Source organism: Blautia massiliensis (ex Durand et al. 2017) (genome assembly GCF_001487165.1).
GTDB lineage: Bacteria > Bacillota > Clostridia > Lachnospirales > Lachnospiraceae > Blautia_A > Blautia_A fusiformis.
In genome coordinates this window covers 2,024,824-2,050,045 of the sequence record NZ_LN913006.1, presented here as the reverse complement: position 1 = coordinate 2,050,045, position 25,222 = coordinate 2,024,824, and the positions used below count along the sequence as shown (strand labels likewise).

The 25,222-nt window shown below is 43.8% G+C and carries 26 protein-coding genes; 23 read left to right on the top strand and 3 right to left on the bottom strand.

The window, feature by feature from the left end:
• Positions 1 to 131: 131 nt before the first annotated feature.
• The 12 genes from BN3261_RS10405 to BN3261_RS10350 all read left to right on the top strand — a co-directional run bounded on the left by BN3261_RS10405 (position 132) and on the right by BN3261_RS10350 (position 10,266).
• Positions 132 to 644 (top strand): prepilin peptidase, encoded by a 513-nt coding sequence (locus tag BN3261_RS10405; protein WP_021652829.1) that lies wholly within the window; start codon positions 132 to 134, stop codon positions 642 to 644.
• Complete coding sequence (locus BN3261_RS10400) at positions 641 to 1,654, top strand: P-loop NTPase family protein (protein ID WP_021652830.1); 1,014 nt, start codon at positions 641 to 643, stop codon at positions 1,652 to 1,654. Before BN3261_RS10405 ends, BN3261_RS10400 begins: the two co-directional genes overlap by 4 nt.
• Entirely contained in the window at positions 1,651 to 2,841 is a 1,191-nt protein-coding gene (locus tag BN3261_RS10395) for a TadA family conjugal transfer-associated ATPase (protein WP_059086210.1), read from the top strand. The genes BN3261_RS10400 and BN3261_RS10395 overlap by 4 nt, the downstream gene beginning before the upstream one ends.
• Positions 2,838 to 3,620 carry a type II secretion system F family protein gene (locus BN3261_RS10390; RefSeq protein ID WP_021652832.1) on the top strand — a complete coding sequence of 261 codons (783 nt, stop codon included), beginning with the start codon at positions 2,838 to 2,840 and terminating at the stop codon, positions 3,618 to 3,620. Before BN3261_RS10395 ends, BN3261_RS10390 begins: the two co-directional genes overlap by 4 nt.
• A 9-nt stretch (positions 3,621 to 3,629) precedes the next feature.
• Positions 3,630 to 4,655, top strand: a complete 1,026-nt coding sequence (locus BN3261_RS10385; protein ID WP_059086209.1) for a type II secretion system F family protein — start codon at positions 3,630 to 3,632, stop codon at positions 4,653 to 4,655.
• Between the two features lie 44 nt (positions 4,656 to 4,699).
• On the top strand, positions 4,700 to 4,870 hold the full coding sequence (locus BN3261_RS10380; protein ID WP_044962312.1) for a Flp1 family type IVb pilin: 171 nt from the start codon (positions 4,700 to 4,702) through the stop codon (positions 4,868 to 4,870).
• 71 nt (positions 4,871 to 4,941) lie between these two features.
• Positions 4,942 to 6,423: a DUF5702 domain-containing protein gene (locus tag BN3261_RS10375; protein ID WP_059086208.1), complete on the top strand. Its 1,482-nt coding sequence runs from the start codon at positions 4,942 to 4,944 to the stop codon at positions 6,421 to 6,423.
• Between the two features lie 18 nt (positions 6,424 to 6,441).
• Complete coding sequence (locus BN3261_RS10370; protein ID WP_021652836.1) at positions 6,442 to 7,218, top strand: hypothetical protein; 777 nt, start codon at positions 6,442 to 6,444, stop codon at positions 7,216 to 7,218.
• 11 nt (positions 7,219 to 7,229) lie between these two features.
• Entirely contained in the window at positions 7,230 to 7,646 is a 417-nt protein-coding gene (locus BN3261_RS10365) for a prepilin peptidase (protein WP_156906941.1), read from the top strand.
• Positions 7,643 to 8,074 carry a TadE family protein gene (locus tag BN3261_RS10360; protein WP_021652838.1) on the top strand — a complete coding sequence of 144 codons (432 nt, stop codon included), beginning with the start codon at positions 7,643 to 7,645 and terminating at the stop codon, positions 8,072 to 8,074. Before BN3261_RS10365 ends, BN3261_RS10360 begins: the two co-directional genes overlap by 4 nt.
• 1 nt (position 8,075) lies before the next feature.
• Positions 8,076 to 9,506, top strand: a complete 1,431-nt coding sequence (locus BN3261_RS10355) for a DUF6382 domain-containing protein (protein ID WP_021652839.1) — start codon at positions 8,076 to 8,078, stop codon at positions 9,504 to 9,506.
• 157 nt (positions 9,507 to 9,663) lie between these two features.
• A complete protein-coding gene (locus BN3261_RS10350) occupies positions 9,664 to 10,266 on the top strand; it encodes a rhomboid family intramembrane serine protease (protein WP_021652840.1) in 603 nt (200 codons plus the stop codon).
• Here the strand turns inward: BN3261_RS10350 and BN3261_RS10345 are convergent.
• On the bottom strand, positions 10,233 to 10,907 hold the full coding sequence (locus BN3261_RS10345) for a two-component system sensor histidine kinase NtrB (RefSeq protein WP_044962286.1): 675 nt from the start codon (positions 10,905 to 10,907) through the stop codon (positions 10,233 to 10,235). The two genes, BN3261_RS10350 and BN3261_RS10345, sit on opposite strands and share 34 nt — an antisense overlap.
• Before the next feature lie 130 nt (positions 10,908 to 11,037).
• Between BN3261_RS10345 and BN3261_RS10340 the strand changes: the two genes are divergently transcribed.
• Together BN3261_RS10340 and BN3261_RS10335 are read left to right on the top strand one after the other, a co-directional pair.
• Positions 11,038 to 11,442, top strand: a complete 405-nt coding sequence (locus tag BN3261_RS10340; RefSeq protein WP_015525628.1) for an HIT family protein — start codon at positions 11,038 to 11,040, stop codon at positions 11,440 to 11,442.
• 23 nt (positions 11,443 to 11,465) lie between these two features.
• Positions 11,466 to 11,993: an RNA polymerase sigma factor gene (locus BN3261_RS10335; RefSeq protein WP_059086207.1), complete on the top strand. Its 528-nt coding sequence runs from the start codon at positions 11,466 to 11,468 to the stop codon at positions 11,991 to 11,993.
• A 64-nt stretch (positions 11,994 to 12,057) separates the two neighbouring features.
• Here BN3261_RS10335 and BN3261_RS10330 read toward each other — a convergent pair whose 3' ends face one another.
• The gene (locus tag BN3261_RS10330; protein ID WP_059086206.1) at positions 12,058 to 13,125 is read right to left on the bottom strand and encodes an undecaprenyldiphospho-muramoylpentapeptide beta-N-acetylglucosaminyltransferase; all 1,068 of its coding nucleotides are present in this window, start codon (positions 13,123 to 13,125) and stop codon (positions 12,058 to 12,060) included.
• 92 nt (positions 13,126 to 13,217) lie between these two features.
• Here BN3261_RS10330 and BN3261_RS10325 point away from each other — a divergent pair, with 92 nt between their 5' ends.
• The 3 genes from BN3261_RS10325 (at position 13,218) to BN3261_RS10315 (ending at position 16,581) form a co-directional block, all read left to right on the top strand.
• On the top strand, positions 13,218 to 14,054 hold the full coding sequence (locus tag BN3261_RS10325) for a DUF4367 domain-containing protein (protein WP_059086205.1): 837 nt from the start codon (positions 13,218 to 13,220) through the stop codon (positions 14,052 to 14,054).
• A gap of 66 nt (positions 14,055 to 14,120) precedes the next feature.
• Positions 14,121 to 14,600: a DUF6147 family protein gene (locus tag BN3261_RS10320; RefSeq protein ID WP_059086204.1), complete on the top strand. Its 480-nt coding sequence runs from the start codon at positions 14,121 to 14,123 to the stop codon at positions 14,598 to 14,600.
• Between the two features lie 364 nt (positions 14,601 to 14,964).
• A complete protein-coding gene (locus BN3261_RS10315; protein ID WP_059086203.1) occupies positions 14,965 to 16,581 on the top strand; it encodes an MBL fold metallo-hydrolase RNA specificity domain-containing protein in 1,617 nt (538 codons plus the stop codon).
• Between the two features lie 117 nt (positions 16,582 to 16,698).
• Here BN3261_RS10315 and BN3261_RS10310 read toward each other — a convergent pair whose 3' ends face one another.
• Entirely contained in the window at positions 16,699 to 16,947 is a 249-nt protein-coding gene (locus BN3261_RS10310) for a TIGR03905 family TSCPD domain-containing protein (RefSeq protein ID WP_015525634.1), read from the bottom strand.
• 174 nt (positions 16,948 to 17,121) lie between these two features.
• Here BN3261_RS10310 and BN3261_RS10305 point away from each other — a divergent pair, with 174 nt between their 5' ends.
• From BN3261_RS10305 to BN3261_RS10280, 6 genes are all read left to right on the top strand, one after another.
• Positions 17,122 to 17,823 carry a 5'-methylthioadenosine/adenosylhomocysteine nucleosidase gene (locus BN3261_RS10305; RefSeq protein ID WP_015525635.1) on the top strand — a complete coding sequence of 234 codons (702 nt, stop codon included), beginning with the start codon at positions 17,122 to 17,124 and terminating at the stop codon, positions 17,821 to 17,823.
• Between the two features lie 78 nt (positions 17,824 to 17,901).
• Positions 17,902 to 18,282, top strand: coding sequence for a hypothetical protein (locus BN3261_RS10300; protein WP_015525636.1), 381 nt, complete (start codon positions 17,902 to 17,904; stop codon positions 18,280 to 18,282).
• 113 nt (positions 18,283 to 18,395) lie between these two features.
• Positions 18,396 to 19,565 carry a class I SAM-dependent methyltransferase gene (locus tag BN3261_RS10295; RefSeq protein WP_059086202.1) on the top strand — a complete coding sequence of 390 codons (1,170 nt, stop codon included), beginning with the start codon at positions 18,396 to 18,398 and terminating at the stop codon, positions 19,563 to 19,565.
• A gap of 1 nt (position 19,566) precedes the next feature.
• On the top strand, positions 19,567 to 22,020 hold the full coding sequence (locus BN3261_RS10290) for a hypothetical protein (RefSeq protein WP_059086201.1): 2,454 nt from the start codon (positions 19,567 to 19,569) through the stop codon (positions 22,018 to 22,020).
• Between the two features lie 139 nt (positions 22,021 to 22,159).
• Positions 22,160 to 23,650 (top strand): UDP-glucose--hexose-1-phosphate uridylyltransferase, encoded by a 1,491-nt coding sequence (galT, locus tag BN3261_RS10285; protein WP_044962316.1) that lies wholly within the window; start codon positions 22,160 to 22,162, stop codon positions 23,648 to 23,650.
• A 55-nt stretch (positions 23,651 to 23,705) separates the two neighbouring features.
• A complete protein-coding gene (locus tag BN3261_RS10280) occupies positions 23,706 to 25,184 on the top strand; it encodes an InlB B-repeat-containing protein (protein ID WP_059086200.1) in 1,479 nt (492 codons plus the stop codon).
• Positions 25,185 to 25,222: the final 38 nt, after the last annotated feature.

The following is a 25,222-nucleotide window of genomic DNA, read 5'->3' as shown; positions in this document are numbered from 1 at the left end:
AAATGCTCCTGAAATTCTATAATTAATTTCACCAGAGATCTTCTGGTATCGATCACCGCCAGGTCAGGCGGGAAATCCCATTTTTATCATAACTGAATAAACATATATTTTAAGAAGGAAAGGGGGCGTGTATGTTTCTTTATGGAGAATTATCCGTGGTGATATCTGCGATGGCGGTCTGGATGGATCTTAAAGATGCATCTGTAGACAATGGATGGATCCTTTTTTCTTTTATGATCGGTTTCCTGATCCAGATCACAGAAAACGGGCCGAAAGGTGGAGTGATCTTTCTGGCAGGAGTGGCCGTGCCGGTGCTTCTTTTGGGAATCCTTTTTATATTCCATATGATCGGCGCCGGAGATATCAAGCTTCTGTGCGCACTTGGCGGGATCATGGGGCCGCGGACAGTTATGGAATGTATTGTTTATTCTTTGCTTGCAGGTGCAGGCATTTCTCTGGCAATTCTTATTTCTACAGGCGGTATCCGCCGACGATTCCTTTATTTATATCAGTATATGAATGAGTTTTACTGTACCGGTGAGATACGTCCTTATTACAGAAAGGGGATGAGCTTTCCGGAGAACTTTCATTTTACGGTACCCATATTTTTGAGTGCGGTGCTTTATGCAGGAGGTGTGTATTGAAGAAAAACATATTTGCGGTCTGTGATCTGGAGGTGGATTATGCTTTCAATTTTATGGATTATCTGAACCAGAAAAAGAATCTTCCGTTTGAGATCCAGGCATTTACCACGGCGGAAAGTCTCATTGCCTACGGAAAAGAAAATCATATTGAGTTGCTGCTGATTTCCGATAAAGCAATGCGAAAAGAAGTCCGTGACCTTGGTATCGGAAAGATCATCATTCTTTCAGAGGGTGTGCATCCTCCGGAACTGGATCAGTATTCAAGTGTGTATAAATATCAATCTTCCTCAGATGTGATAAGGGAGGTGATGGCCTGCTATGGAGAAGAGAAGTCTCTTGATCCGGTAACTTTTCCTGTGTTGAAAAAGACAATGGAGATCATCGGTGTTTTTTCTCCTCTTGGCAGGTGTCTGAAGACATCCTTTGCACTTGCGCTGGGACAGATACTGGCGAAAGAACGTGCCGTTCTTTATCTGAATCTGGAATCCTATTCTGGTTTTGAAGAACTTCTTGGGAAAAAATTTCCGGCTAATCTGAGTGATCTGTTTTATTATGTTCGCCAGGGAAATGAAAACCTGATCCATAGAATGAACGGAATGATCCAGACAGTAAACAATCTGGATTTTATACCGCCTGTAAGAACACCTTCAGATATCCGGACCGTGGACTGGGAAGACTGGGAGCGGCTGTTGCAGGAGATCGTACTTCACAGTTCCTATGAAGTGCTGATCCTGGATATGGGAGAAAATGGAGATGAGGATTTCCGGCTTCTGGAAATGTGCAGAAAAATCTATATGCCGGTTTTGAATGACACACTTTCTGTCTGTAAGGTGACACAATTCGAAAATCTTCTGCGTATCTGGAATAAAGAAAAGATCCTGGAAAAAACAGAAAAGGTGCATCTGCCCTTTCATATGGATAGGATCTCTTCTGACGCTTACGTAGAACAGCTGGTCTGGAGTGAACTGGGAGATTATATCCGTGAACTTTTGAGAAAGGAGCGGTCATGAACAGAGAAAAATTCCGGAAAATGTATGATCTGCTCATGGAACAGCTGGATGTTTCCAGAGAGCTGTCCGATGATGAGATCCTGGGGGTGATCGATGAACTGATATTAACTCAGGCAAGGGAACTGTTTCTTTCACTGAAGGAGAAAGTAGAGCTCAGACAGGAGCTGTTCTGTTCTGTGCGCAAGCTGGATGTTCTGCAGGAACTGATCGATGATGAAAGTGTTACGGAGATCATGGTAAATGGTCCGGATCATATTTTTGTGGAACGTGGAGGAAAACTGACCAGATGGAATAAGGTCTTCACGTCAGAAGAGAAGCTGGAGGATGTGATCCAGCAGATCGTAGGGCGCTGTAACCGGGTTGTCAACGAGTCCATGCCCATTGTAGATGCAAGGCTGGAAAACGGAGCACGTGTGAATGCAGTGGTTTATCCGGTTGCTCTGAATGGTCCGATCCTGACGATCCGTCGTTTTCCGGATGATCCTATCACAATGGAAAAACTGATCGCTTTTGGAAGCATCACCGAAGAATGTGCACAGTTTTTAAAAAAACTTGTTCAGGCAAGATATTCTATTGTGATCGGTGGAGGTACAGGCAGTGGAAAAACAACATTCCTTGGAGCTGTTACAGAATATATTCCAAAAGATGAGCGCCTGATCACCATTGAAGATAATGCGGAGCTTAAGATCCGGGGAATTGATAACCTGGTATGTCTGGAGGCAAAAATGGCCAATATGGCGGGCGCGGTGTCAGTAACGATCCGAGATCTGATCCGGTCAGCCCTTCGAATGAGGCCGGATAGGATAATTGTAGGGGAAGTTCGTGGAGGAGAGGCAGTGGATATGCTGCAGAGCCTGAATACGGGACATGATGGAAGCCTTTCAACACTTCATGCAAACAGCAGTCAGGATATGCTTTCCAGAATTGAAACGATGACATTGATGGGGATCGATCTTCCCCTGGAAGCGATCCGAAGGCAGATCGCTTCCGGGGTAGACATTCTGGTACATCTCGGGCGTATGCGGGATAAAAGCAGAAAGCTGCTGGAAATCACAGAAGTATGTGGATTTGAAAACGGAGAGATCCAGACCAGGCCGCTGTATCGCTGGGAAGAAGGAAAGGGACTTGTAAAAACCGGAGAACTTTTGCATTGTGAAAAAATGAAACGGGCAGGAATCAGACTATGAAAGAGCGGAAAGGAAAGAATCAGAAATGGAGATCTACGAGGAAAGATTACAGGATGTATCATTTTACGGGGAAGGAGACTGCAAAGTATCTTCTGGAGGGAGCTGCCGTATGCGCTGCAGCCGACTATCTGTTTTATCAGAGCCTTCCTGTGTTGCTGTTTATGCTTCCAATACCAGTGCTTTTTCTGAAAATGCAGAGGAAAAAATGCACTGCACGGCAGCAGAGGGAGCTGAATTACCAGTTCCGGGATGCTCTGACGGCCATGAATGTGGCGGTACAGGCCGGCTATTCCGCGGAGAATGCGGTGCGTGCCAGTGTAAAGGATCTGGGGAGACTTTATGAAAAGGGAAGTGATATCCTGGATGAATTTCGGTATATCGAAAGCCAGCTGCGTCTGAGTGTTCCGGTGGAAGAGCTGTTCCTGGATCTGGGAAAACGCAGCGGAGTGGAAGATATTGAAAATTTCGCAGCAGTATTTTATACAGCAAAAAGAACAGGCGGGGATATGACGCAGGTGATCCAGAAAGTAGCCAGAATGCTTAGTGATAAGATCGAGGTAAAAAAAGAGATCGAGGCAACGCTGGCCGCAAAGAAATCGGAACAGATGGTTATGAGTATCATGCCGGCCGGTATCATCTGCTATCTGAAACTGACTTCGCCGGGATTTTTGGATGTACTTTATGGGAATCCTTTCGGAATCTGTGCCATGACAGTTTGCATGGTGATCTATGGCTTGTCTTACTGGCTGGGTGTGAAGATTGTAGACATAGAAGTGTAGGTGAGGATAATGTGGATACATATTTTGATATTTATGGTGATCCTTGGGGTGTTTCTGGCAGGAAAAATGGGGCGGCTGCCTCCGGAAGCCGGAAATCCGGAAGAAAAGAAACTGTTTATACGGATAGCGCTTACCGGAAATATCATCGGTATGCTCCTGACATTTCAAAGTGGCGGAGATAAGGTTTATTCATCCGGATACCGTATGGAAAAAGAGGAGACAGGTGCTTATGAAGAGAAATTCAAAGTATCTGTAGACGGAGAAGAAGCCGGTTCCCTGTATGTGCAGGTGCCGGAAAAAGAAACAGAAGGATCCGAAGAAGAACCGGAAACAGAACTTAGCGAAGAACAGCAGCGCGAGAAAGAGTTGCAGGACATGATCGTACAATATAATCAGAAAAAAAACGATCCACAGTACTATTATCTTCCAGATGAATGGAATGGAAAACATCTTGAATGGGAGCAGCCAAAAGACAAAACAGGAAACCTGCTTTCAGCTCTTGGTCTGGCAGCAGCGGCAGCAGCTGTCATTGCAAAAAAACGGGAAGCACAGAATGCTCAGATAAAAAGAAGAGAACAGATGCTGATGGATTATCCAGGACTGATCATGAAATTTACCCTTTTGGTGCAGGCAGGCTTAACTGCCAGAAAAGCGTTCCAGAAAATAGCACTGGATTACGGAAAGAGAGAAGATGGTAAAAAACGTGAGGCTTACGAAGAAATCCGAGTAGCCTGTTATGAGATGGACAGTGGGATTTCCGAAGCAGAGGCTTACCGGAGATTTGGAGAACGGTGCGGACAGGTAAAGTATAAAACTCTGTCAACACTACTGATCCAGAACCTCCAGAAAGGAAGCAGGTATCTGGCCGATCTGCTGGAAAAGGAATCCGTGGAAGCCTGGGAGGAGCGAAAAAGAAAAGCAAGAGTGCTGGGAGATACAGCAGCAACAAAACTGCTTCTTCCGATGGTCTTGATGCTCCTGGTGGTGATGGCGGTGATCATGCTTCCGGCATGCCTTTCCTTTTACGGAGGGTAGGACTGGAGAACAGAGAAAGGAAATGTGAGGTGACAAATGAAAATATGTGGAAGTATGTAAAAGAATTTGCGATGGAAGAGGATGCGGTGGGTGTTGTGGAGATCATCCTGATTCTGGTGGTTCTGATCAGTCTGGTCATCATCTTTAAGGAACAGCTTACAGCACTTGTTAAAAAAATCCTTACAAAAATCACAAAACAAAGCAACACGATCTGAAAATGAGAAAAAACGGTGATATCTGCTGATATTTCCGTTTTGGAAAGGAGAGGTACCCCTCGGCAGGAAATGTGAAAAAAGGCAGCATTACGATCTTTCTGGCTCTGATCTTGAGCCTGGTTCTTTCTCTTGTGTGTGCCAGCATTGAATCTGTACGCATGGCAGCTGCCAGGACACAGATACTTAACAGTATGGATATTGGCTTATATTCCTTATTTGGACAGTATGACCGAACGCTTTTGGAAGATTATGAGCTGTTTGCACTGTATGCAGGTGGAAAAGAAGAACTGGATATGGCTTCTGTATATGATGATTTTCAGACTTATATGAAACCTGTATTGAAACAGAACAGTCAGAAACTGGAGCTTCTCCAGGGCGGATTCAATGGTTATCAGCTTCTGAGCGACGGAAAAGGCGAGATTTTTTACCAGCAGGCTGTTCAGTATATGCGTGAAACTCTGGGAAGCCAGGGGGTACAGACTCTTCTCGGAAAACTGAAGGATCAGGAAAAGAAGACAGAGGACGCAGAGAAAAAAGGAGAACAGGCAGAAAATAAAGGAACGTTGGATTCCTATGATTCTGCTATTACGGACGCCGCGCAGAAGAGCGAAGAAGCAAAAAAAGAACAGGAACAACAAAAAAACCAGGGAGATTTTTCGGATGCAGGAAATGGGGATGATTTTACCGGCGGTGTTGATGAAAGCGTGGAAAATCCTATTCCGATCATCAGAAGAGTCCGTAAAATGGGACTTCTTGATCTGGTAGTACCATCCGAACGGGGAATATCGGATGCGTTTACAGACAGAAAAAGCCTTACATCCGGAAGAAAGCTCCAGACAGGACTAATGTTGGATACGGATATACGATCCGATAATTCGTATACGTCCGGAATATTGTTTGGACAGTATCTGCTAAAGAAACTGGGAAATTATCGAAGACCGGCAGCGGCGGGGTTGAATTATCAGGTGGAATATATTCTTGGAGGGAAGAACAGTGATCGGGAAAATCTGAAGTCCGTGGCAGGAAAACTTCTGGTGATCCGTCAGGGGGTTAACATGGCGTATCTGCTTTCAGATAGTGGAAAACGGATACAGGTCGAAACACTGGCGCTGGCGATTGCATCAGGTTTTCTGATCCCACCGGCGGCAGCAGTGATCGAAGCGGCACTGATCTTTTGCTGGGCATTTGCGGAGAGTATTCTGGATGTCCGGGAACTTTTTGCAGGAGGACATGTACCTCTTATAAAAAACTCCTCAGACTGGCAGCTGTCTTTGAGTAATCTGCCCAATATCCTGGACAAACTGGATTCTTCAAGAAAGGATGCAGGGAATGGAATGTCTTATGAGGATTATCTTCAGGTTCTGCTTATGGCGAAAGGAAAACAGGATAAAATTCTGAGAGGAATGGACATGATCGAGTGCTCTGTACGTGAAAAGGGAAAAAGACCGGGTTTTCAGATGGATCACTGCATCACTGCCATGGAAGCGTCTGCAGATGTAAAAGCAAACAGACGGAAAATATTTACAGTTACACGTCAGTATGCGTATGAATAGAAAGAGAGGTGTACAGGGATGCTTTTTCAGAAAGAAAAAGAAGATAAAAATCAGATAAACAGACTGGATCAAAAAAGAGAAAGGCGCTCTCGAAGAGCTTTTTTCCTGCTTTCCCCGATAAGCCGGAAAACGCTTTCTGGAAAAGTATCCCTGTGCACCTTTCTGAAAAAAGCAAGTCTCACTCTGGAGACTGCGATGGCTTTGCCGCTGTTTTTTTTCGGAGTGCTCACGCTGCTTTCTTTTATGGATATTTACAAGGTACAGACGGAGCATCTGACTGGCTTGTGCCAGAAAGCAAAGGAAGCAGGTATGTATGCGTATGGTGCCGGCGGTTCAGGTACAGAAACGATCACATTGCCGGACGTATATTCCTATCAGCCCATAGGCGGTCTGATCCCGCTTCCTAAAATATGGTTCCATAATACGGTAAAGGTCCATACGTGGAATGGTGTGGTATACGAAAATGGAAAGGATACAGTGGAGAGCCAGCCTATGGTGTATGTGACAGAATCAGGAAGTGTGTATCACAGAAAACTGGGGTGCAGTTATCTGAATCTGTCTGTTCAGCAGATATCAGGCTCTTCGGTTAAAGCTTTAAAAAATGCATATGGAGAAAAGTATCAGGCCTGTGAGCTGTGCAGTCGTGGGCAGGAACCGGCCGGAGTGGTATATATCACAAAAAAGAGTAACCGTTTTCATAACAGGGAAAGTTGCAGCGCATTGAAACGATCTGTACGGATGGTGAAAGAAACGGAGGTTTCCGGTGAAATGAGTGCCTGCGGACGATGTGGCTGAAGGGAGAGATCATGAGCAGTGTAAAAATTTGCATGACTGTACTTCTTGTAATTAATACCTGGACAGATATCCGAAAAAAAGAAATCTGTTTACCGGTGCTTTTTATTTTTCTGGCAGGCGGGATCCTGTGGCAGATCAGGCAGGGGCTTCTCTGGCCGGCAGGGATTATTTCCATGGGAATCGGAGTATTTATAATTTTGATCGCTTTGATCAGTGGAGGAATGGTCGGATTTGGAGACGGATTGCTGATACTGACAATGGGCTCTGTGCTGGGAGCCGGAGAACTGGCAGGGATCCTCTGTGGTGCATTATTGTTGTGCGGAATCTACTCAGGCATTGAGTATCTTATGCTAAAAAAGAGTCGAAGTGAGGAAATTCCTTTTGTACCGTTTCTGTTGATCGGATATTTGGGAGGGATATTTTTGTGAGAAAAATAAAAAAGGGGAGCTTTACAATAGAAGCTGCATTGCTCATGCCTCTGGTGCTTATGATACTGATCGGAGTGCTGTATCTGGATTTTTTTGTACATGACAGAGCATATCTCACTGCGGCAGCTTATGAGGCAGCAGTCAGTGGCAGTATGGAAGGATATAAAAAGAAAGGGAACATATATGAAAAGGCGGATATACAGGGTAGAATGCTGGGAGATATCGGGCTGCCGGGAGGAGAGAATCTGAGCATGCAGACAAATGCAGGAAAAACTGTGAAAGTAACTTACAGACTGGAAGTACCTGCCGGGTTCCTGGGGCAGAAATGGAAGCTGGAAGTCAGTGGTAAGGCAAAGCCTCTGCGGCCTGTGGGATGGATCCGCAAGGTAAAAGGAACTGTGGATATGCTGGGAGAGGTGACGCCATAAAATGAGAACGGAATATAAAAGAGATATGAATCATAATTATCTGATCCTGACAGGAGATGAGAGAATCGATACAGATTCTTACCAGGTAAGGATGATCGTGGCCAATGCTGTGCCTGATCTTCTTCAGTGTCGGATACAGGGAATCGACGGAAAATTCATGGTGTATTATGATATAACTTCCAGGCATTCCATGACTGCGCTTTTTGAGGAAAAAAAGATGGATCTGGAGTCGCTTCAGGTGATACTGGGAGGCTTTATACAGATCATGGAAGAAATGTCCGAGTATCTTTTGAATCCCTGTCAGCTGATCCTGGAACCGGAATATATCTATCTGGATGCGGAAAGAAAAAGTGTCCGATTTTGTTATCTTCCGGGATTTCATGGGGAAATACAGAAACAGTTTCAGAGTCTTGCGGAGTATATCCTTCCAAAGCTGGATCATGAAGACGGAAAAGCGGTTATGCTGGGATATAATGTATACAGACGTGCACTGGAGGACAGCTTTCATCTGGAATACATCAAGGAAGAGTTATATAAAATATGTAACAGCGACGAGGAAGATTTTTCTCCATATGAAAAAAAGAAAACAGTGGTCCAGGAAGAAAACAGGATGACAGAGGAGGAAAAAGCAGAGGATCTGTGGCAGGTGGAAGGCTGGGAAAGAGCCAGTGTGTCCGGAAATGAAAAACAGAAAAAATCTTCAGCGGACTCACAGAAGCGGAAAACAAACAAAATATGGAAGCCAGTGGCTGGATTTGGTGCAGCATTGGTGCTTCTTCTGGGAATTACGGCAGGAATGGCCGGCGGATATATTCCAAGAATAAGCAAAGAAATTTTTCTTCTGGGAATTCTTGCAGCAATGATACTGGGGATGCTGAGCTATATTCTGATCAAAAAAGTCTGTGGAAAAAAGAAAAAACTGGATACGCCGGTGCCTGAACAGAAATATGGTGCGGCGGAAAAAGAGGCAGCTGTATATGCTGAAGATCAGAAAGAATCTGGTGCGCTGTCCGGGTGCAATGCCGATGACAGCAGAAAAGAACTGGAACAGATCAAAAAAAATATTCCGACAAAAGCGGAAGATTTTTTAGATGGATTTGGTGAAACGGTAGTTCTTTCTGCAGGTGCATCCAAAGGTCCTGCTACATTGGTGAGCCGGGAACCGGGGGAATTGGCTACCATTTATCTGGAAAGAGATATCACAGTGATCGGAAAACTGGAAACTGCGGCGGATGCAGTGATCAATATACCAACTGTCAGCAGAATCCATGCCAAGATCCGAAAAAGGGAGGGGGCATATTATCTGGCAGATCTGAACTCCAGAAATGGGACTTCTGTAAATGGACAGCTTCTGAAAACAGGAGAAGATTACTTGCTGGAGGATGAGGATGAAGTTGATTTTGCACAGGCCCGTTATATTTTTTTGAAATAACAGAGCGAAAAATCCAGTTTTGTATCGTATTAACATGGGACAGTAGGTTGTCCGCCTGATGAAAATCTGTTAAAATAATGAAATAAATTCGAATTTTCAGATTATAACAGCGAGTTATGGGAAATATTTCCGGAACCGCTGTGGAAAGAGGCCGGAATTGGAAGAAATAAAAAAAGAACCTGTGACAGTTTTACTGATCCTCATAAATACGCTGATCTTTCTTGTGGTGGAATTTACCGGCGGCTCGGAGAACGGGCAGCATATGCTGGAATGCGGTGCTGCTTATGCACCGCTGATCCTGGAACAGGGACAGTGGTATCGGATGTTTAGCAGTATGTTTCTGCATTTTGGTGCGCCGCATCTGATCAATAATATGTTGGTTCTGTTTGTGCTTGGCCAGAGGCTGGAACCGGTAACAGGAAAGATAAAATTTTTTCTGATCTATATATTTGGTGGTCTGGGCGGAAATATGCTCTCTTTGTTTTTTGATATGTATGCAGGAAACGCTTCTTTATCTGCAGGAGCTTCCGGAGCTGTTTTTGCAGTCATGGGCGGTATGATCTATGTGATCATACGGCACAGAGGAAGAGTGGCGGATCTGACTGTCAGACAGATGCTGATCATGGCCGCATTTTCACTGTATTTCGGATTTGCAAGTGAAGGCGTGGATAACGTAGCGCATATAGGCGGTTTGTTGAGTGGTTTCCTGATCGCTGTAATTCTTTATCATCCCAGAAAAATATGGAAAACAGTTCCCTGACCGGGAGCGCTCTCAAGCGTGATGTCTCCACTGTGTGCCTGAGCGATCTGTTTTGAAACAGCAAGGCCAAGGCCGGTCCCGGATTCTTTGGTTGTAAAAAATGGCTGAAATATCGTAGCCTGCTGTTCCTTTGAGATTCCACATCCGTTATCCCGGATATCAATGCGGATGCCGGAATTTTCCGGAATGACAGAAAAAGAAATCTTTCCTCCGGGAATAGGAACGGCTTCCCATGCGTTTTTCAGAAGATTCAGAAGCATCTGCCGGACACGGATCCGGTCAAGAGCCATCGATGGCAATGAATCCGGAATATCTGTTTCAAGTGTGATCTCCAGATAATCCAGAGTAGGTTTTATGGAGGAAAGGATCGTTTGGAGGTAGCTGCAGGTGTCAATGTTTTCTCTTTTGACATGGCCTGCATTATTAAATGCAGAAAGTTCATCAAGAAGTTCTTTTACATAATCAAGATTATCCATAACATCATCCCAGTGCTCATATTCTTTGACATCAGGATGTGCAGATGCGATCATCTGGAGTCCGCTGTTAATAAGAGTCAGAGGATTCCGGAGTTCATGTGAAAATTTTGAAAGTGTATAATGAAAATCGTTTTTCAATTTACTGACTGTAGTATCGTTGCACATATTATCACCTCGAAAAAATATTAACATCAGAAATTTCAAATATCAACAAGAACAGTATTGAAAAATTCGAGAAAATACGACAAAATAAGAATATAGATAAAATAATTTTGCAAACAAGGAGGACAAAATAATGGGAGATTGCATATTTTGTAAAATCGCAAATGGAGAGATTCCATCAGCAACACTTTATGAGGATGAGGAATTTCGCGTGATTCTGGATCTGGGACCGGCAAGCAAAGGACACTCATTGATCCTGCCGAAAAAGCATGCAGCGAATATTTATGAGCTTCCGGATGAGACTGCCGGAAAAGCAATGATCCTGGCTAAAAAAATGGCAGGAAAGCTGAGAGATGCACTGAACTGTGATGGATTTAATGTTGTGCAGAACAATGGAGAGATCGCAGGACAGACTGTGTTTCATTTTCACATGCATCTGATTCCGAGATATGAGGGAGATGGTGTTGGTTTAACCTGGAAACCCGGAGAACTCAGCGATGAGGTGAGAGATGAAATCTTAAAGAAAATTAAAGAATGACAAATAGCCACTAAAGAGGAAAAATGAATAATCAGACATTTGAAGAGTTTTATCTTAAATACCGAAAAATATCCAGAGGGTATGCGTATGGGGTTCTCCATGACTGGAGTATTGCTGATGATGTCAGTCAGGATGTACTTTACAAAATGTATACTATAAAGGATGGCCTGAATATTGATAATGAAAAGATGATGTTTTCTCTGATCAAGAGGGCATCTATGAATAAGGCTTTGGATTATATAAAGAAATCAAGCTCCAAGCATGAGTTTGTCTGTCAGGAAGAAGTTGCGGCATTTCTGGAAGAACAGAATTCGGTCGATGCGGAAGAGGTATTTCTGCGTAAAGAGAAGAAAGAATTTATGTATATGGTGCTGAGAAGATTTCGAAAGAAACAGCCGATAAATTATGAGATCTTAATTCAGGTCAAATATCTGGAGATTTCCGTTGAAACAGTTGCAGAAGAATATGGTCTGACGAAAAGTGGTGTCAATAACAGGATATATAAAGCGAAGCGCTGGCTGCAGGAAGAATTTCGCAAAGTATACGAATAAAAGAAAACCCTGCCAGCCCGGAAGGGAGTGGCAGAGTTTTCATATGGCTGTTGTGGAAATATAGTCAGGCTCTGGCGCATTCTTCAATAAGATCAGTGATCTTACTGATGGAATCTACCTGGCCGTTTCCTGCCATAGCATCTGTATATTTCTGACGATCGGTATAGAGCTGGCGGATGGTTTCCAGAAGCTTTTCTTCTGTAATCTCCTCTTCTTCCAGCACTTTACTGAAGCCCTGGCGTTCGAAGGATCGAGCATTAAGGATCTGGTCACCACGACTGGCTTTGGCAGAAAGCGGAATCAGAAGATTTGGCTTATGAAGTTCGCGGATCTCACAGATCGCGTTAGCGCCTGCGCGGGAGATCACGATATCAGCCATGGCAAACAGATCCGGAAGCTCGTCTTGGATATATTCATACTGGACGTATCCGGCAGTACCGTTGAGAGATTCATCAGTTTTTCCTTTTCCGCAGAGATGAACAATCTGGAATTCCTTCAGAAGTTCAGGTAGGATCTTGCGGACATTATCATTGACAGAAGCAGCTCCCAGACTACCACCGATAACCATAAGTACCGGTTTGTCAGCAGTGAAACCACAGAATTTACGACCGTTTTCCGCATTTCCGGAAAGAAGTTCCTGGCGGATCGGAGTTCCTGTAAGAACTGCTTTGTCAGCTGGAAGATTGGCGACTGTCTCAGGAAAATTACAGCAGATTCTGGATGCAGAAGAGAGACAGAGTTTATTGGCAAGACCTGGAGTCATGTCGGACTCGTGGATCAATGCGGGGATTTTTAAACGTTTGGCCGCGATCACAACGGGAACCGTAACGAAACCGCCTTTAGAAAAAACAACGTCCGGTTTCAGCTCTTTCAGAATCTTTCTGGCCTGGCTGAATCCCTTCAGTACACGAAACGGGTCAGAGAAGTTTTTGAGATCGAAGTAACGTCTCAGCTTTCCGGATGAGATTCCATAATATGGGATTCCAAGTTCTTCGATCAGTTTTTTTTCGATTCCTTCGTAGGAACCGATATAGGAAATCTTATAACCAAGCTCCCTGAGCTTTGGAATCAGGGCAATATTTGGAGTTACATGTCCGGCAGTACCACCGCCGGTAAGTACGATGTGTTTCATTTGGATTCCTCCTGAATAGTCATATACTATCATTAAATATGAACTCTAACGGAGGAATTGTCAAGGAAAGATAGGATTACAGGAGAAAAATAATGGAAAATTTCAGGGATGCCGAACTGAAAAAATGGTTGGCAGAAGAATATGAAAAAGAAACCGAAGAGATGGAAAAAATCCTGTTTCCAGATGGAGTGATTCCTGATGATGGAGAAACAGAAGAGGAGGCAAAGGCTGCTTATCAGAGGCTTGTAGAAAAACTGAAAGCAGATGGTGTTTACAAAGAAGACGAAACTGACAGTATTAAAACTGATGATCATAAAGAGAATGTAAAAATCGTTTATCTGCCCGAAAAGAAAAGTCATAAAGCAGCTCGCGTAGCGGCAGCAGTACTTGTATGCTCAGCCGGCATCTTCGCCGCAAGCATGACCAGCCAGGCGAACAGGAGTTATTTCCTTGATTCTGTTAGGTATTGGGTTGGGGATGATACGAGTATTTCAGTAGAAAATGATGAAAGTGAAAAAGAATATGAAGATGAACAAACTGCGATAGATGATATTGAAGAGGAATTGGATTTAGACGTACCGCTGATATTGTACCGTCCTGAAAATTTTGAGTTCAGAAGTTATAACGTCAATGTTGAATCTGGATATGCACTAATGGAATATTATTATGGACAGGAAATTGTTACGCTATATATTAATGATTATTCAAATGAGCGTAAAAGTGGGGCGTATATTCTGGACGGAAAAGAAATTGCAACGGTAAAGATGAAAAATGAAAATATCAATATCACTATAAAGAAAATACAGGATAAAAATGACAAGAAGGAAAATTATGCGGCATATTGGGAGAAGGATTCTGTATTTTATCAGATAAGTGGTAAGATGCAGCAGAGCGAATTTATAAAATTAGTAAAAAATATCAAGTTTTAGCGCGATAAAATATCTTTAAGGTCGTATATATATTGTAATGAAAGTTTAAAGGAGGAAAGACATTACATGAAAGAGAAAATGAAAAAAATAATAAGTATGTTGCTTTTAGTATGTTGCTGCAGTGTGTTATTTGCAGTTCCTGCGATGGCAGAAAGTTTATCAGACGATTTTTCAGTGGAAACAGATACAGATGCGGATTACGCAGAAGATACAACGTATAGTGTTTTACGTGGTAATAATTTAAATTTTGGAACGACAACCATAAAGAAATTAGCAAGTAATAAAGTTATTATTACAGGAATTACTCAGTGTCATCATGTATGCGATAAAGTTTATCTGGATGTTTACTTGGAAAGAAAAGTAAATGGAACATATTCTACATATAAAAATTGGAGTTTTACCGCATCAAATGCAAGTAATTTAGTTAAGGATATTAAAGTTATTGTTCCTAGTGGGTATTATTATCGTGTACGAGGTTATCACGCTGCAAAAGATGGAAGTAAAGAGTCGGCGAAGACCTTAACCAGCGGTATTCTCGTAAAATAACAAATCAATAAAATAACAAATCAACAAAATAAATCACACCCCCAGCGATGCCCCCAAAAAAATAAAAAATCCAGTAAACTTACATTACCTTCGCTGGGGAATGTCTAAAAATTCTGAATAATATCAAAAAATCTAAAAAAATCCCCTTAAAAAAAGAAACATATTTCATAAAAAGACTGTCAAAAAACATATATTTCGTGTATAATAAATACAATAATAAACCGTTAATAAACAAAAAGTCGATTATTTCTTCTTGGAATTGTATATCACAGCGTTTCTGGACGATCGGATATCACAGAGAGATCCTTCAGGCTTTTTTTGATATGGAAATTTCAGAACGTGGGACGGAAAAGGGGGCTTGTGCATGAAGATAACATTTATCGGTGCTACGCATGAGGTGACTGGAAGCTGTTATTATCTGGAAGCGGCAGGACGGAAGTTTCTGGTGGATTATGGAATGGAGCAGGGACCGGATTATTATGAAAATAAGGAGCTTCCGGTGGCTCCGGGTGATCTGGATTTTGTGCTTCTGACACATGCACACATGGATCATTCCGGAAATCTTCCGGCCTTGTATGCAAAAGGCTATCAGGGGCCGATCTATGCGACAGAGGCAACTTGTAATCTCTGCGATATCATGCTTCGTGACAGCGCACATATCCAGATGTTCGAGGCTGAGTGGAGAAACCGAAAGGGGCGGAGAGAAGGAAAACCGGAATTTATTCCTGCATACACTATGGAAGATGCCATGGGTGTGCTCCGGAACTTCGTCAGATGCCCATATGATAAGATCATCAAACCGGCAGAGGGAATCGAAGTAAGATTTGTGGATGCAGGACATCTTCTTGGCTCCAGCAGTATTGAAGTCTGGATGACGGAAGAGGACAAAACAGAAAAGATCGTTTTTTCCGGCGATATCGGAAATATCAATCAGCCGCTGATCAGGGATCCGGTATATATCCGAGAGGCAGATTATGTTGTGATGGAATCTACCTACGGAGACCGCAGTCATGGAGAACGTCCGGATTATCCGGCAATACTGGCAGAGATCATCCAGAGGACCTTTGACAGAGGCGGCAGTTTGGTGATCCCGTCCTTTGCAGTAGGCCGTACTCAGGAAATGCTGTATTTTATCCGACAGATCAAAGAACAGGGACTGGTTCACGGCCATGATGGTTTTACGGTATATGTAGACAGTCCCCTTGCCAATGAGGCAACTACGATCTTCAGTGAGAATGCATATACCTGCTATGATGAGGAAGCAATGGATCTTTTGAATAAAGGTATCAATCCGTTATCCTTCCAGGGATTGAAGACCTCCGTTACTACCGATGATTCCAGAGCTATCAATTTTGATGAGGACTGCAAGGTGATCATTTCCGCCAGCGGTATGTGTGATGCTGGTCGTATCAAACATCATCTGAAACACAATCTGTGGAATCCCAGAAATACCATTCTTTTTGTTGGATACCAGGCTATCGGAACTCCGGGACGGGCATTATTGGAAGGCGCTGTGGAGATGAAGTTGTTTGGTGAGACTGTGCAGGTAGCTGCTGAAATATGCAAAATGCCGGGAATCAGCGGTCATGCGGATGTAAACGGACTTATAGAATGGGCGAAAGCCTTTGAGACGAGACCAAAACACGTATTTGTTACGCATGGTGATGATACGGTGACGGAGATTTTTGCCCAGAGGCTTAAAGAAGAGCTTGGGTATGATGCAACAGCACCCTTTAGTGGAACTGAATATGATCTTCTGGAGAACCGGTGTATCCATGAGGCTGTCGGTGTTCGGATCGTAAAGGCAACTGCTTCGCCGAAAACAACCAAGGCTGCCCGTGCATATGAGAAGCTGCTGGCTATGGGACGTCGCCTGATGTCCGTGATCCGGAAGAATGAAGGCTGCCCTAATAAAGATCTGGATCGTTTTGCAAGAGATATCCAGTCACTGTGTGACAAGTGGGACAGAACAGATATTTAACCGGATAACAAAGATAACATTGAAACAATTATTTTGTCAAATCATCCTAAAATCACCCTGCGGAAATTTTTCGCAGGGTGATGATAAATCCGATATACAAAATAAGATTATGTGAGATCAGCCTTCGTTCAATGCCTGACGGATGGCTTTTGCAAGCTGATCCGGACATGAAGTTGGTTTGAATCCGCAGCGGATGCCTTCCAGACGTGAGATCACTTCATCTGCATCCATTCCCTCTGCAAGCTGTGCAACACCCTGTGTGTTTCCGGAACATCCGCCTGTAAACTTGATATTGTGAACTTTTTTATTATCGTCGATCTCGAACTCAATTCCCTGAGCACAGACGCCTTTTGTCTTATAAACCATTCTGGTTACCTCCTGTTCTGTTTATTTATCGATTATAGCATCTCTCAAAAAAAGTTTCCATAAAAAATAAAATTTGTTATAATGAACAATGTAGAAAAAGAAAAAGATACTGCTGAACGGAAAAAACTGTGAAATTCAGCGGGATATCATATTGAAAGAGAGGATTTACAGATCATGAAATGTGTTGGAATCATAGGAGCAATGGAACAGGAAGTAGCAAGACTGAAAGAGGTTATGGAGAATGTATCCATTACTACCAGAGCCGGAATGGATTTTTATGAGGGTGTTCTGGAAGGAAAGAAGGTAGTTGTGGTACAGTCCGGGATCGGTAAGGTAAATGCCGGCATGTGCACCCAGATCCTGGCAGATCTCTTTCAGGTGGAGGCGGTGATCAATACCGGTATCGCAGGAAGCCTTAACAATGATATCAATATTGGAGATATCGTACTTTCCACAGATGTTCTTCATCATGATATGGATGCAACCGGATTCGGATATCCGAAGGGACAGATCCCGCAGATGAAAGAGTTTTCCTTCCAGGCAGATGAGTGCCTTCGTAAGATCGCACATGATGTATGCGAGGAAGTAAATCCGGAGATCAGGGTTTTTGAAGGAAGAATTGCTTCCGGAGATCAGTTTGTATGTGATCAGGGTGTAAAAGATAATATTGTAAAGGAATTCAGCGCCTATGCTGTTGAGATGGAGGGCGCAGCGATCGGACAGGCAGCAGCTCTTAACGGGATTCCATTCCTGATCATCCGTGCTATCTCAGATAAAGCAGATAATAGTGCAAACATGGATTATCCGGCTTTTGAAAAGCTTGCAATTGAGCACAGCGTACGTCTGACCCAGGGAATGCTGAAACGGATGGCCTGATCGGAACTTTGGAGGGAACCGTCATTTTTCTTCTGCATATACTGTAAGAGATAGCAGAGAGAGGACAGCAGAAGAGTTATGATCTATCCAGATTTTTATCCGTTTTATGCTACACAGGGAAGTCCTGGTTTTTATAATGAAGAGAGAGAACAGGAAAAGGAATTTGATCTGATGAGATCATACTATCCGGATACAGCCCGAAGGATCCAGGAAAAAGCGGAAGCACAGTGTCAGCTTTTGGATTATGAGGGAAGCCGGCTGTATGATGAATATCCGGATCGTTTCATGCTCTATCACATCTGTCACCAGGTGAAAGGACAGATGGAAGGAGATACCAGTGTACAGGAGATTCCAGGAGGGTTCCTGGATGATCTGATCGAAGTGCTGGTGTATCAGGAGATTTCCAGACGAAGATGCAGGAGGAAAAGGTGCAGAAAATGTTTCCGCACTGAGTATTAAAATGGCGGTTTACCCATGAACGATACAGTGATACTGGCAGAAGCGACCAAAACAGGTTCGCACAACATCTGTCCATATACAATAAAACAAAAAGTGAATATAATGGAAGTATGATGAAAACAATAAGGGAATTTTTAGAAGAACAGATTAATGAACAGCTGATACAGGCTGTTGTCAGTGGCCGCAGGACTGGCGAGGGACCTTCCAAGGTGAAGCTTCGTCCTGTGGAGCTGAAGGGTCAGATTTTTTACCAGGCGTCCATGACAGAAGGGACGAAGGTTTATCATAAGAATTTTACCAGGGAAGAGATGATCGCTTATCTGGAGCATGCCATGGAGGAATTTCGTCAGCTTCAGGCAACCGGACGCAGTCAGGATGGAAGTATCCTTATCAGCAAGAAAGGGAAAGCAACCATCAAAACAAAACAACACGGGCCTGCACAGAATGAGAAGATAAAGATTGCTCCTCATAACCGGGTGAAACAGTACATTCTCAGAGAGGGAACGGCAGCTCCGTTTCTGGTGGATCTGGGAGTTATGACAAAGGATGGAAAGATCGTTGCTTCCAGATATGACAAGTTCAGACAGATCAATCGCTTTCTGGAGTTTATCAGGGATATCCTTCCGAAGCTTCCTAAAGACAGAGAGATCACGATCCTGGATTTTGGCTGCGGAAAATCCTATCTTACTTTTGCTATGTATTATTATCTCAGAGAACTGGAGGGTCTTGATGTAAACATCATAGGGCTGGATCTTAAGGAAGATGTGATACGGCATTGCAGTGAATTGGCCAGATCTTATGGTTATGACAAGCTGCATTTTTACCAGGGAGATATTGCAGGGTACGAAGGCGTTTCTTCTGTGGACATGGTGGTGACACTTCATGCCTGCGATACAGCAACAGATTTCGCTCTGGCCAAGGCAGTGGAATGGGGGGCTCAGGTGATTCTGTCTGTTCCATGCTGTCAGCATGAACTGAATCGTCAGATCCGAAACGAAATGCTCCAGCCTGTTATGCGTTATGGGATCCTGAAGGAAAGAATGGCAGCTCTGATCACAGATGGTCTTCGTGCCGAGCTTCTGGAAAGCAAAGGATATGAAACCCAGCTTCTTGAATTTATCGATATGGAACATACACCAAAGAATATTTTGATCCGCGCAGTAAAAACCGGAAAGAAAAAGAGCAGGGACAGTTTTTCGGATACCATGAAGGCTCTTCATGTGGCTCCTACCCTGGACAGGCTTCTTTATCCGGAAGAGTCAGCCTCACAGAAGGGAGAATGACATGATGAAGATCCTACGTAAGGGAGTGATACTGCTGGTGATCTTTGTGGCAGTAGTAGCCGGGACCTCATTTCTGATGAACAGTCAGTCTACAGATAACCGCTCAGATATGAACGATGCCACACTTCCGGAGGTTATGGTAAAGATCGGAAGTACCCAGGCAAATAAGATGTATGGATACAGACAGCAGATGCAGACCGATTTCATGAGAGGAAGTATTACTCCGCTGGATACGACCAAAAAAGTGTCTTTTGAGATCAACCCATATGCTGATACAGTAACAGGGCTTGCTTATGAGGTACGGACTTCAGACGGAAGCAAGGTTATGGAGAACCGTAAGATCAAGAATCTCACGAAAGAGGACAACGGCTGTTTAAGTACAGAGATTGAGATCGGCAGTGACCTTCGCATGAACCAGGAGTATTCCATGCAGATCACGCTGGATACCAGTGAGGGGGAAGTTTACTACTATACAAGAGTGGTTTCCAGAACCCAGTTGAATACAGAAGCGTATCTTCAGTTTGTCAAGGATTTTTCCACAAAGTGTCTGGACAAGGAACAGGCAGATACGCTGACCGGATATCTGGAAGCGGAGGATATTTCCGGCGGAACGAATTACAATAATATTTCCATCAGTTCCGGACTTTCCAATATCAGCTGGGGATCCCTTTCTCCGAAGCTCTACATGGAAGGCGTTCCGCTGATCGATGATATCAATGAAACGACTGCGAGTATCACGCTGGATTATCAGATTTCCGCACAGGATGATGAGGGTAAAACCGAAATTTATGATGTTACGGAATTTTACCGTATGCGTTATACAGAAACAAGGATCATGCTGCTGGATTTTAAACGTTCTGCAACGAAGGTATTTGATCCGTCTCAGAAGGTAGTTTCCGATGCAGGCCTGCTTCTGGGTGTCCGTGACAAGAATGTCACCTATGCTTCAGACAGCAGTGGAAAGATCGTTGCTTTTGAGCAGGATGGGGATCTCTGGTCTTATGCACCGTCCAGCGGAAAGATTACAAGGATCTTCAGCTTCCGCAAAGAGGAAGATAACGATTCCAGATATGTGCGCAACGAACATGATATCAAGATCATCCGAGTGGCAGATAACGGGGATGTGGACTTTGTATTGTACGGTTACATGAACCGTGGTGTTCACGAGGGATACAGCGGTGTCTGTGTTTATCACTACAACAGCGACCGTAATGTGGTGGAAGAAAAAGTATTCATACCAAGTACAGAATCCTACGAGTTCCTGAAGGAAGATCTTGGAACACTCACTTATGTAAACAAAAACAATCAGCTGTTTCTGCTGTTTGCACAGAAGCTGTATCAGGTAGATATTGAGACAGGAACCTCACAGGTTCTGGAAGAAGGAATCAAACAGAACCATTTTGTTGTGTCAGATACCAAGGCACATGCAGCATGGCTGATCGAATCCGGAGATGATGCAGGGAAGATCCGGGAAATTGAATTTGATTCTCTGAAAACAAGAGATATTTCGCCGGAAAGCGGAAAAAATCTGAGAGCTCTGGGATTTATGAATGAAGATCTGGTATATGGGATCCTTTCCGATGAAGACATTCTTACGGATGCCAACGGACATGAAACAGAGGGAATCAGTACATTCCGCATTGAAAGCTTTAAAGGAAAGGTGAAAAAAGAGTATCGTCAGGAGGGTCTTTATATCACCAACGTAACGGTTGGCAGTACCATGATGGAGTTTGAACTTTCTGCAAAATCGGGGAATGCTTATACAGTCCAGAAAAAGGACAATATCATGAATAACAAAAAAGCATCCGGAAGCCAGATAGATGTAGCGTTGATCACTACAAACCGTGCAGGAACGCTGATCCGCCTGACCATGACCCAGAAACCGGAGACAGACAGTCCGCTGCTTGTTTGTTCCAAGATCGAGAGTACTGAAGACTCATCGGTAACATTGGATACTACCGTTCCACAGGGAGAACTTTATTATGTTTATGCATATGGTTCTCTTGACCGTATCTATACCGATCCGGCTGCAGCTGTGAAACGCGCGGATGCGCAGACTGGAGTGGTACTTAACCGTGCGCAGCAGTATGTCTGGGAACGTGGAAACAAAAAAACAAAGCTCCAGATGAATATAGAGGATGTACCGGAAAGTATACGTACAGCCAACTGGAAGAAAAAAGAACTTCAGGATAGCCTTGGTGATATGGGAACGGTGATCGATCTGACCGGCTGCACTCTTGACAATGTTCTTTATGAGGTCAGTGCCCAGAGACCGGTGATCGCCAAGACAGGAGAAAATTCCAGTGTGGTGATCGTAGGCTATGATGAATATAATACCTATCTTTATGATCCGGCAACAGGGCAGATCAGCCCGTATGGAATGAATGACAGTACAGCGCTGTTTGAGAGTGCCGGAAATGTATTTCTCACCTATATAGAAAACGTCATAGAGTGATGCTTACAGAGCAGGCCGGATGAAGGCCATGGGGTTACAGCAGGATGGCAAGACGGGATTTCCCGTTTGGCATAAATCGGAAAACAGGAAAAAAGTTCCTGTTTTCCGGGAAAAGCGCGACAGGAAAGGGGAAAAATCAATGTTAAGTGAAAGTATTAAAAAACTGGTACAGTATGGGGTGGAGAGTGGTATTACTCCGGAATGCGAAAGAATTTATGCAACCAATCTTCTTCTGGATGCCTTTGGGGAAAGCGAATATACAGAACCAGAGACAGAGTATGCTAAAATCAATCTTGAGGAGACTTTGAACGAACTTCTTGATGAGGCTGTAAAGAGGGGCATCATCGAGGACAGTATTGTGTACAGAGATCTCTTTGATACAAAACTGATGAACTGTCTGATGCCGCGTCCTGCCCAGGTGCAGAGAGAATTCTGGGATGCTTATAAAGAAGATCCGGAAAAAGCCACAGATTATTTTTATAAGCTGAGTCAGGACAGTAACTATATCAGACGTTATCGCGTAAAAAAAGATCAGAAATGGACAGTAGACAGCGAATATGGTAAGATCGATATCACGATCAACCTGTCCAAGCCGGAAAAAGACCCAAAGGCTATCGCAGCTGCCAAGCTGGTAAAATCCAGCAGCTATCCAAAATGTCTGCTTTGTCCGGAAAATGAAGGCTATGCAGGAAGAGTCAATCATCCGGCAAGGGAGAACCACAGGATCATCCCGATCACCATCAATGACAGTCCATGGGGCTTCCAGTACTCTCCATATGTTTACTACAATGAACATTGTATCGTATTTAACAGTCAGCATACTCCGATGAAGATCGAGAGAAATACATTTATCAAGCTGTTTGATTTTGTAAAGCTGTTCCCACATTATTTCCTTGGTTCCAATGCGGATCTTCCAATCGTAGGAGGTTCTATCCTCAGCCACGATCATTTCCAGGGCGGGCATTATACCTTTGCCATGGCGAAGGCAGAGATTGAAAAGCATGTGACGATCCCGGGATACGAAGATGTGGAAGCCGGCATTGTAAAATGGCCTCTTTCCGTACTGCGTATCCGCAGCAAAGACGAGACGAGACTGATCGATCTGGCAACACATGTACTGGCAGGCTGGAGAGGATATACGGATGAGGCTGCATTTATCTTTGCAGAAACAGACGGAGAGCCGCACAACACCATCACACCGATCGCACGTAAAGTGGGAGATACCTTTGAACTAGATCTGACATTACGTAACAATATCACAACAGAGGAGCATCCGCTGGGGGTTTATCATCCGCATGCATGCTATCATCATATCAAGAAAGAGAATATCGGTCTTATCGAAGTTATGGGACTCGCTGTTCTTCCGGCACGTCTGAAAGAAGAGCTGGAGCTTCTTGAAGAATACATTTTAAGCGGCAGGGACATCGCTTCCAATGAGAAAATCGAGAAACATGCTGCATGGGTTGCAGAATTTCTGCCAAAATATGAGAAACTTGATAAAGATAATATTCAGGAAGTCCTTCGCAGGGAAGTGGGCAATGTATTTGTTCATGTACTGGAGGATGCCGGTGTTTATAAATGCACACCAGAGGGCAGGGATGCATTTATGAGATTTATCAATACTCTGTAAAAAAAGTACGGAGGCACCCGGGGATGGATATGTATTTCAGGAGGAGTTTATTTATATGAAAAACAGAGAAAAAACCGGAAAGGCCTTTCGGATAAAATGGCTTTTGCTGGCACTTGTGGCAGCTGCACTGATCTTTGTGCCGGCTGCATCGCATAAGGTGTCGGCGGCGAAGCTTGTTTATACCGTTAAGTTCAATAATAATTCAGGTACCAGCAAAAGTAAGACGTATACCGCACTGACACGGAACGTAACATTAAATACTACGATCCGGCTTCCGGCAGTACCCAAGGCTGTGGGATATCAGAATCTCGGATGGACCACACGGAAGGGGAGCAGTAAGGTGGTATATAAAGCAGGTGCCAGCGTAAAGGTCAGAAAAGATATGACTTTGTATGCGGTCCGCAGAAAGAGTAAGTATTATACCGTAAACTTCTATCTTGGAAATGGAAGTACCAATTCCGCATATAAGAAGCTGCAGAAAAAAGTAGAAGAGGGTACATATTACACATTGCCTGCAGTTCCATCCAGATCGGGATATGTAAATCTTGGCTGGTCAACAGCAAAGAACGGCAAGGCATCTACTGCAAAAAAAGTAGGAACGAAGATTAAAATCTCCGGTAATATCAGATACTATTCCGTACAGATGCAGTCAGTAAAAGTAAATCTCCGCAAGGCAAACGGAACCGTATGGAAGACAGTAACACTTGGAAAGGGCGGTTACCTTAAGCTCCCATCTGTATCCAATGCGACAGGTTATACGTTTATGGGCTGGTCTAAGACCAGACGGACCGGTTCTTCCACAGATCCGGATTATGAAGCCGGTGAACTTCTGCGGATCAACAAAAACACCAATCTGTATGCGACGGTATTTAACCGTGCACTGGAGAAGGACATCAGTTCCGACGAGATGGCTCATCCGGCGATCGGCATGATGTACAGTAAGGTCATTTTTGTAGGGGATTCCCGTACTGCAGGAATACAGGCGACACTGAACAAACAGATGAGCAGTTCTGTAACAAATGGAGTTTCTTTTGTTGCAAATCCAGGAAAGGGCTTGAGCTGGTTCCGAGATACAGGATATGCACAGCTTATAGAAGAGATCGACAAAACAGAAGGTTCCAAACCGATCGCTGTTATCTTTAATCTGGGTGTCAATGACCTGGGAAATGCAGGCAATTATGTCAGCTATATGACCAGTATCGCATCCACATTGAAAAGTAAGAACTGTAAGCTCTTTTACATGTCTGTAAATCCCGTCAACAGTACCATGATCACAAAAACGGGAAGAGGCGCCCGTACAGAAGCACAGGTAAGAGAATTCAACAGCAAGATCCGTTCCGGCCTTTCTTTGTATTACAAGTACATCGATATGTACAGCGTACTTATGAAAAAAGGCTACGGGACCAATGCCCGCTATGATGGTGTGGATGACGGCGATGACGGACTTCACTACACAACAAAGACATTCAAGAGGATCTACTATTACTGCATTACTTATCTCAACACAGGAAGTATCAACGCATCTTATTATTAATGGTATAACAGACAGAAAAATCCCGTCTGCCGGAGACA

What these genes read in the sequence shown, in the direction of transcription:
- BN3261_RS10395 (WP_059086210.1), top strand. Translation starts at nt 1,651, where the DNA reads ATGAACAGAGAAAAATTCCGGAAAATGTATGATCTGCTCATGGAACAG.
- BN3261_RS10330 (WP_059086206.1), bottom strand. Translation starts at nt 13,125, where the DNA reads ATGAAACACATCGTACTTACCGGCGGTGGTACTGCCGGACATGTAACT.
- BN3261_RS10295 (WP_059086202.1), top strand. Translation starts at nt 18,396, where the DNA reads ATGAAAACAATAAGGGAATTTTTAGAAGAACAGATTAATGAACAGCTG.
- BN3261_RS10320 (WP_059086204.1), top strand. Translation starts at nt 14,121, where the DNA reads ATGAAAGAGAAAATGAAAAAAATAATAAGTATGTTGCTTTTAGTATGT.
- BN3261_RS10355 (WP_021652839.1), top strand. Translation starts at nt 8,076, where the DNA reads ATGAGAACGGAATATAAAAGAGATATGAATCATAATTATCTGATCCTG.
- BN3261_RS10290 (WP_059086201.1), top strand. Translation starts at nt 19,567, where the DNA reads ATGATGAAGATCCTACGTAAGGGAGTGATACTGCTGGTGATCTTTGTG.
- BN3261_RS10335 (WP_059086207.1), top strand. Translation starts at nt 11,466, where the DNA reads ATGAATAATCAGACATTTGAAGAGTTTTATCTTAAATACCGAAAAATA.
- BN3261_RS10315 (WP_059086203.1), top strand. Translation starts at nt 14,965, where the DNA reads ATGAAGATAACATTTATCGGTGCTACGCATGAGGTGACTGGAAGCTGT.
- BN3261_RS10305 (WP_015525635.1), top strand. Translation starts at nt 17,122, where the DNA reads ATGAAATGTGTTGGAATCATAGGAGCAATGGAACAGGAAGTAGCAAGA.
- BN3261_RS10390 (WP_021652832.1), top strand. Translation starts at nt 2,838, where the DNA reads ATGAAAGAGCGGAAAGGAAAGAATCAGAAATGGAGATCTACGAGGAAA.
- BN3261_RS10405 (WP_021652829.1), top strand. Translation starts at nt 132, where the DNA reads ATGTTTCTTTATGGAGAATTATCCGTGGTGATATCTGCGATGGCGGTC.
- BN3261_RS10370 (WP_021652836.1), top strand. Translation starts at nt 6,442, where the DNA reads ATGCTTTTTCAGAAAGAAAAAGAAGATAAAAATCAGATAAACAGACTG.
- BN3261_RS10310 (WP_015525634.1), bottom strand. Translation starts at nt 16,947, where the DNA reads ATGGTTTATAAGACAAAAGGCGTCTGTGCTCAGGGAATTGAGTTCGAG.
- BN3261_RS10340 (WP_015525628.1), top strand. Translation starts at nt 11,038, where the DNA reads ATGGGAGATTGCATATTTTGTAAAATCGCAAATGGAGAGATTCCATCA.
- galT (WP_044962316.1), top strand. Translation starts at nt 22,160, where the DNA reads ATGTTAAGTGAAAGTATTAAAAAACTGGTACAGTATGGGGTGGAGAGT.
- BN3261_RS10325 (WP_059086205.1), top strand. Translation starts at nt 13,218, where the DNA reads ATGGAAAATTTCAGGGATGCCGAACTGAAAAAATGGTTGGCAGAAGAA.
- BN3261_RS10300 (WP_015525636.1), top strand. Translation starts at nt 17,902, where the DNA reads ATGATCTATCCAGATTTTTATCCGTTTTATGCTACACAGGGAAGTCCT.
- BN3261_RS10380 (WP_044962312.1), top strand. Translation starts at nt 4,700, where the DNA reads ATGTGGAAGTATGTAAAAGAATTTGCGATGGAAGAGGATGCGGTGGGT.
- BN3261_RS10365 (WP_156906941.1), top strand. Translation starts at nt 7,230, where the DNA reads ATGAGCAGTGTAAAAATTTGCATGACTGTACTTCTTGTAATTAATACC.
- BN3261_RS10345 (WP_044962286.1), bottom strand. Translation starts at nt 10,907, where the DNA reads ATGTGCAACGATACTACAGTCAGTAAATTGAAAAACGATTTTCATTAT.
- BN3261_RS10385 (WP_059086209.1), top strand. Translation starts at nt 3,630, where the DNA reads ATGTGGATACATATTTTGATATTTATGGTGATCCTTGGGGTGTTTCTG.
- BN3261_RS10280 (WP_059086200.1), top strand. Translation starts at nt 23,706, where the DNA reads ATGAAAAACAGAGAAAAAACCGGAAAGGCCTTTCGGATAAAATGGCTT.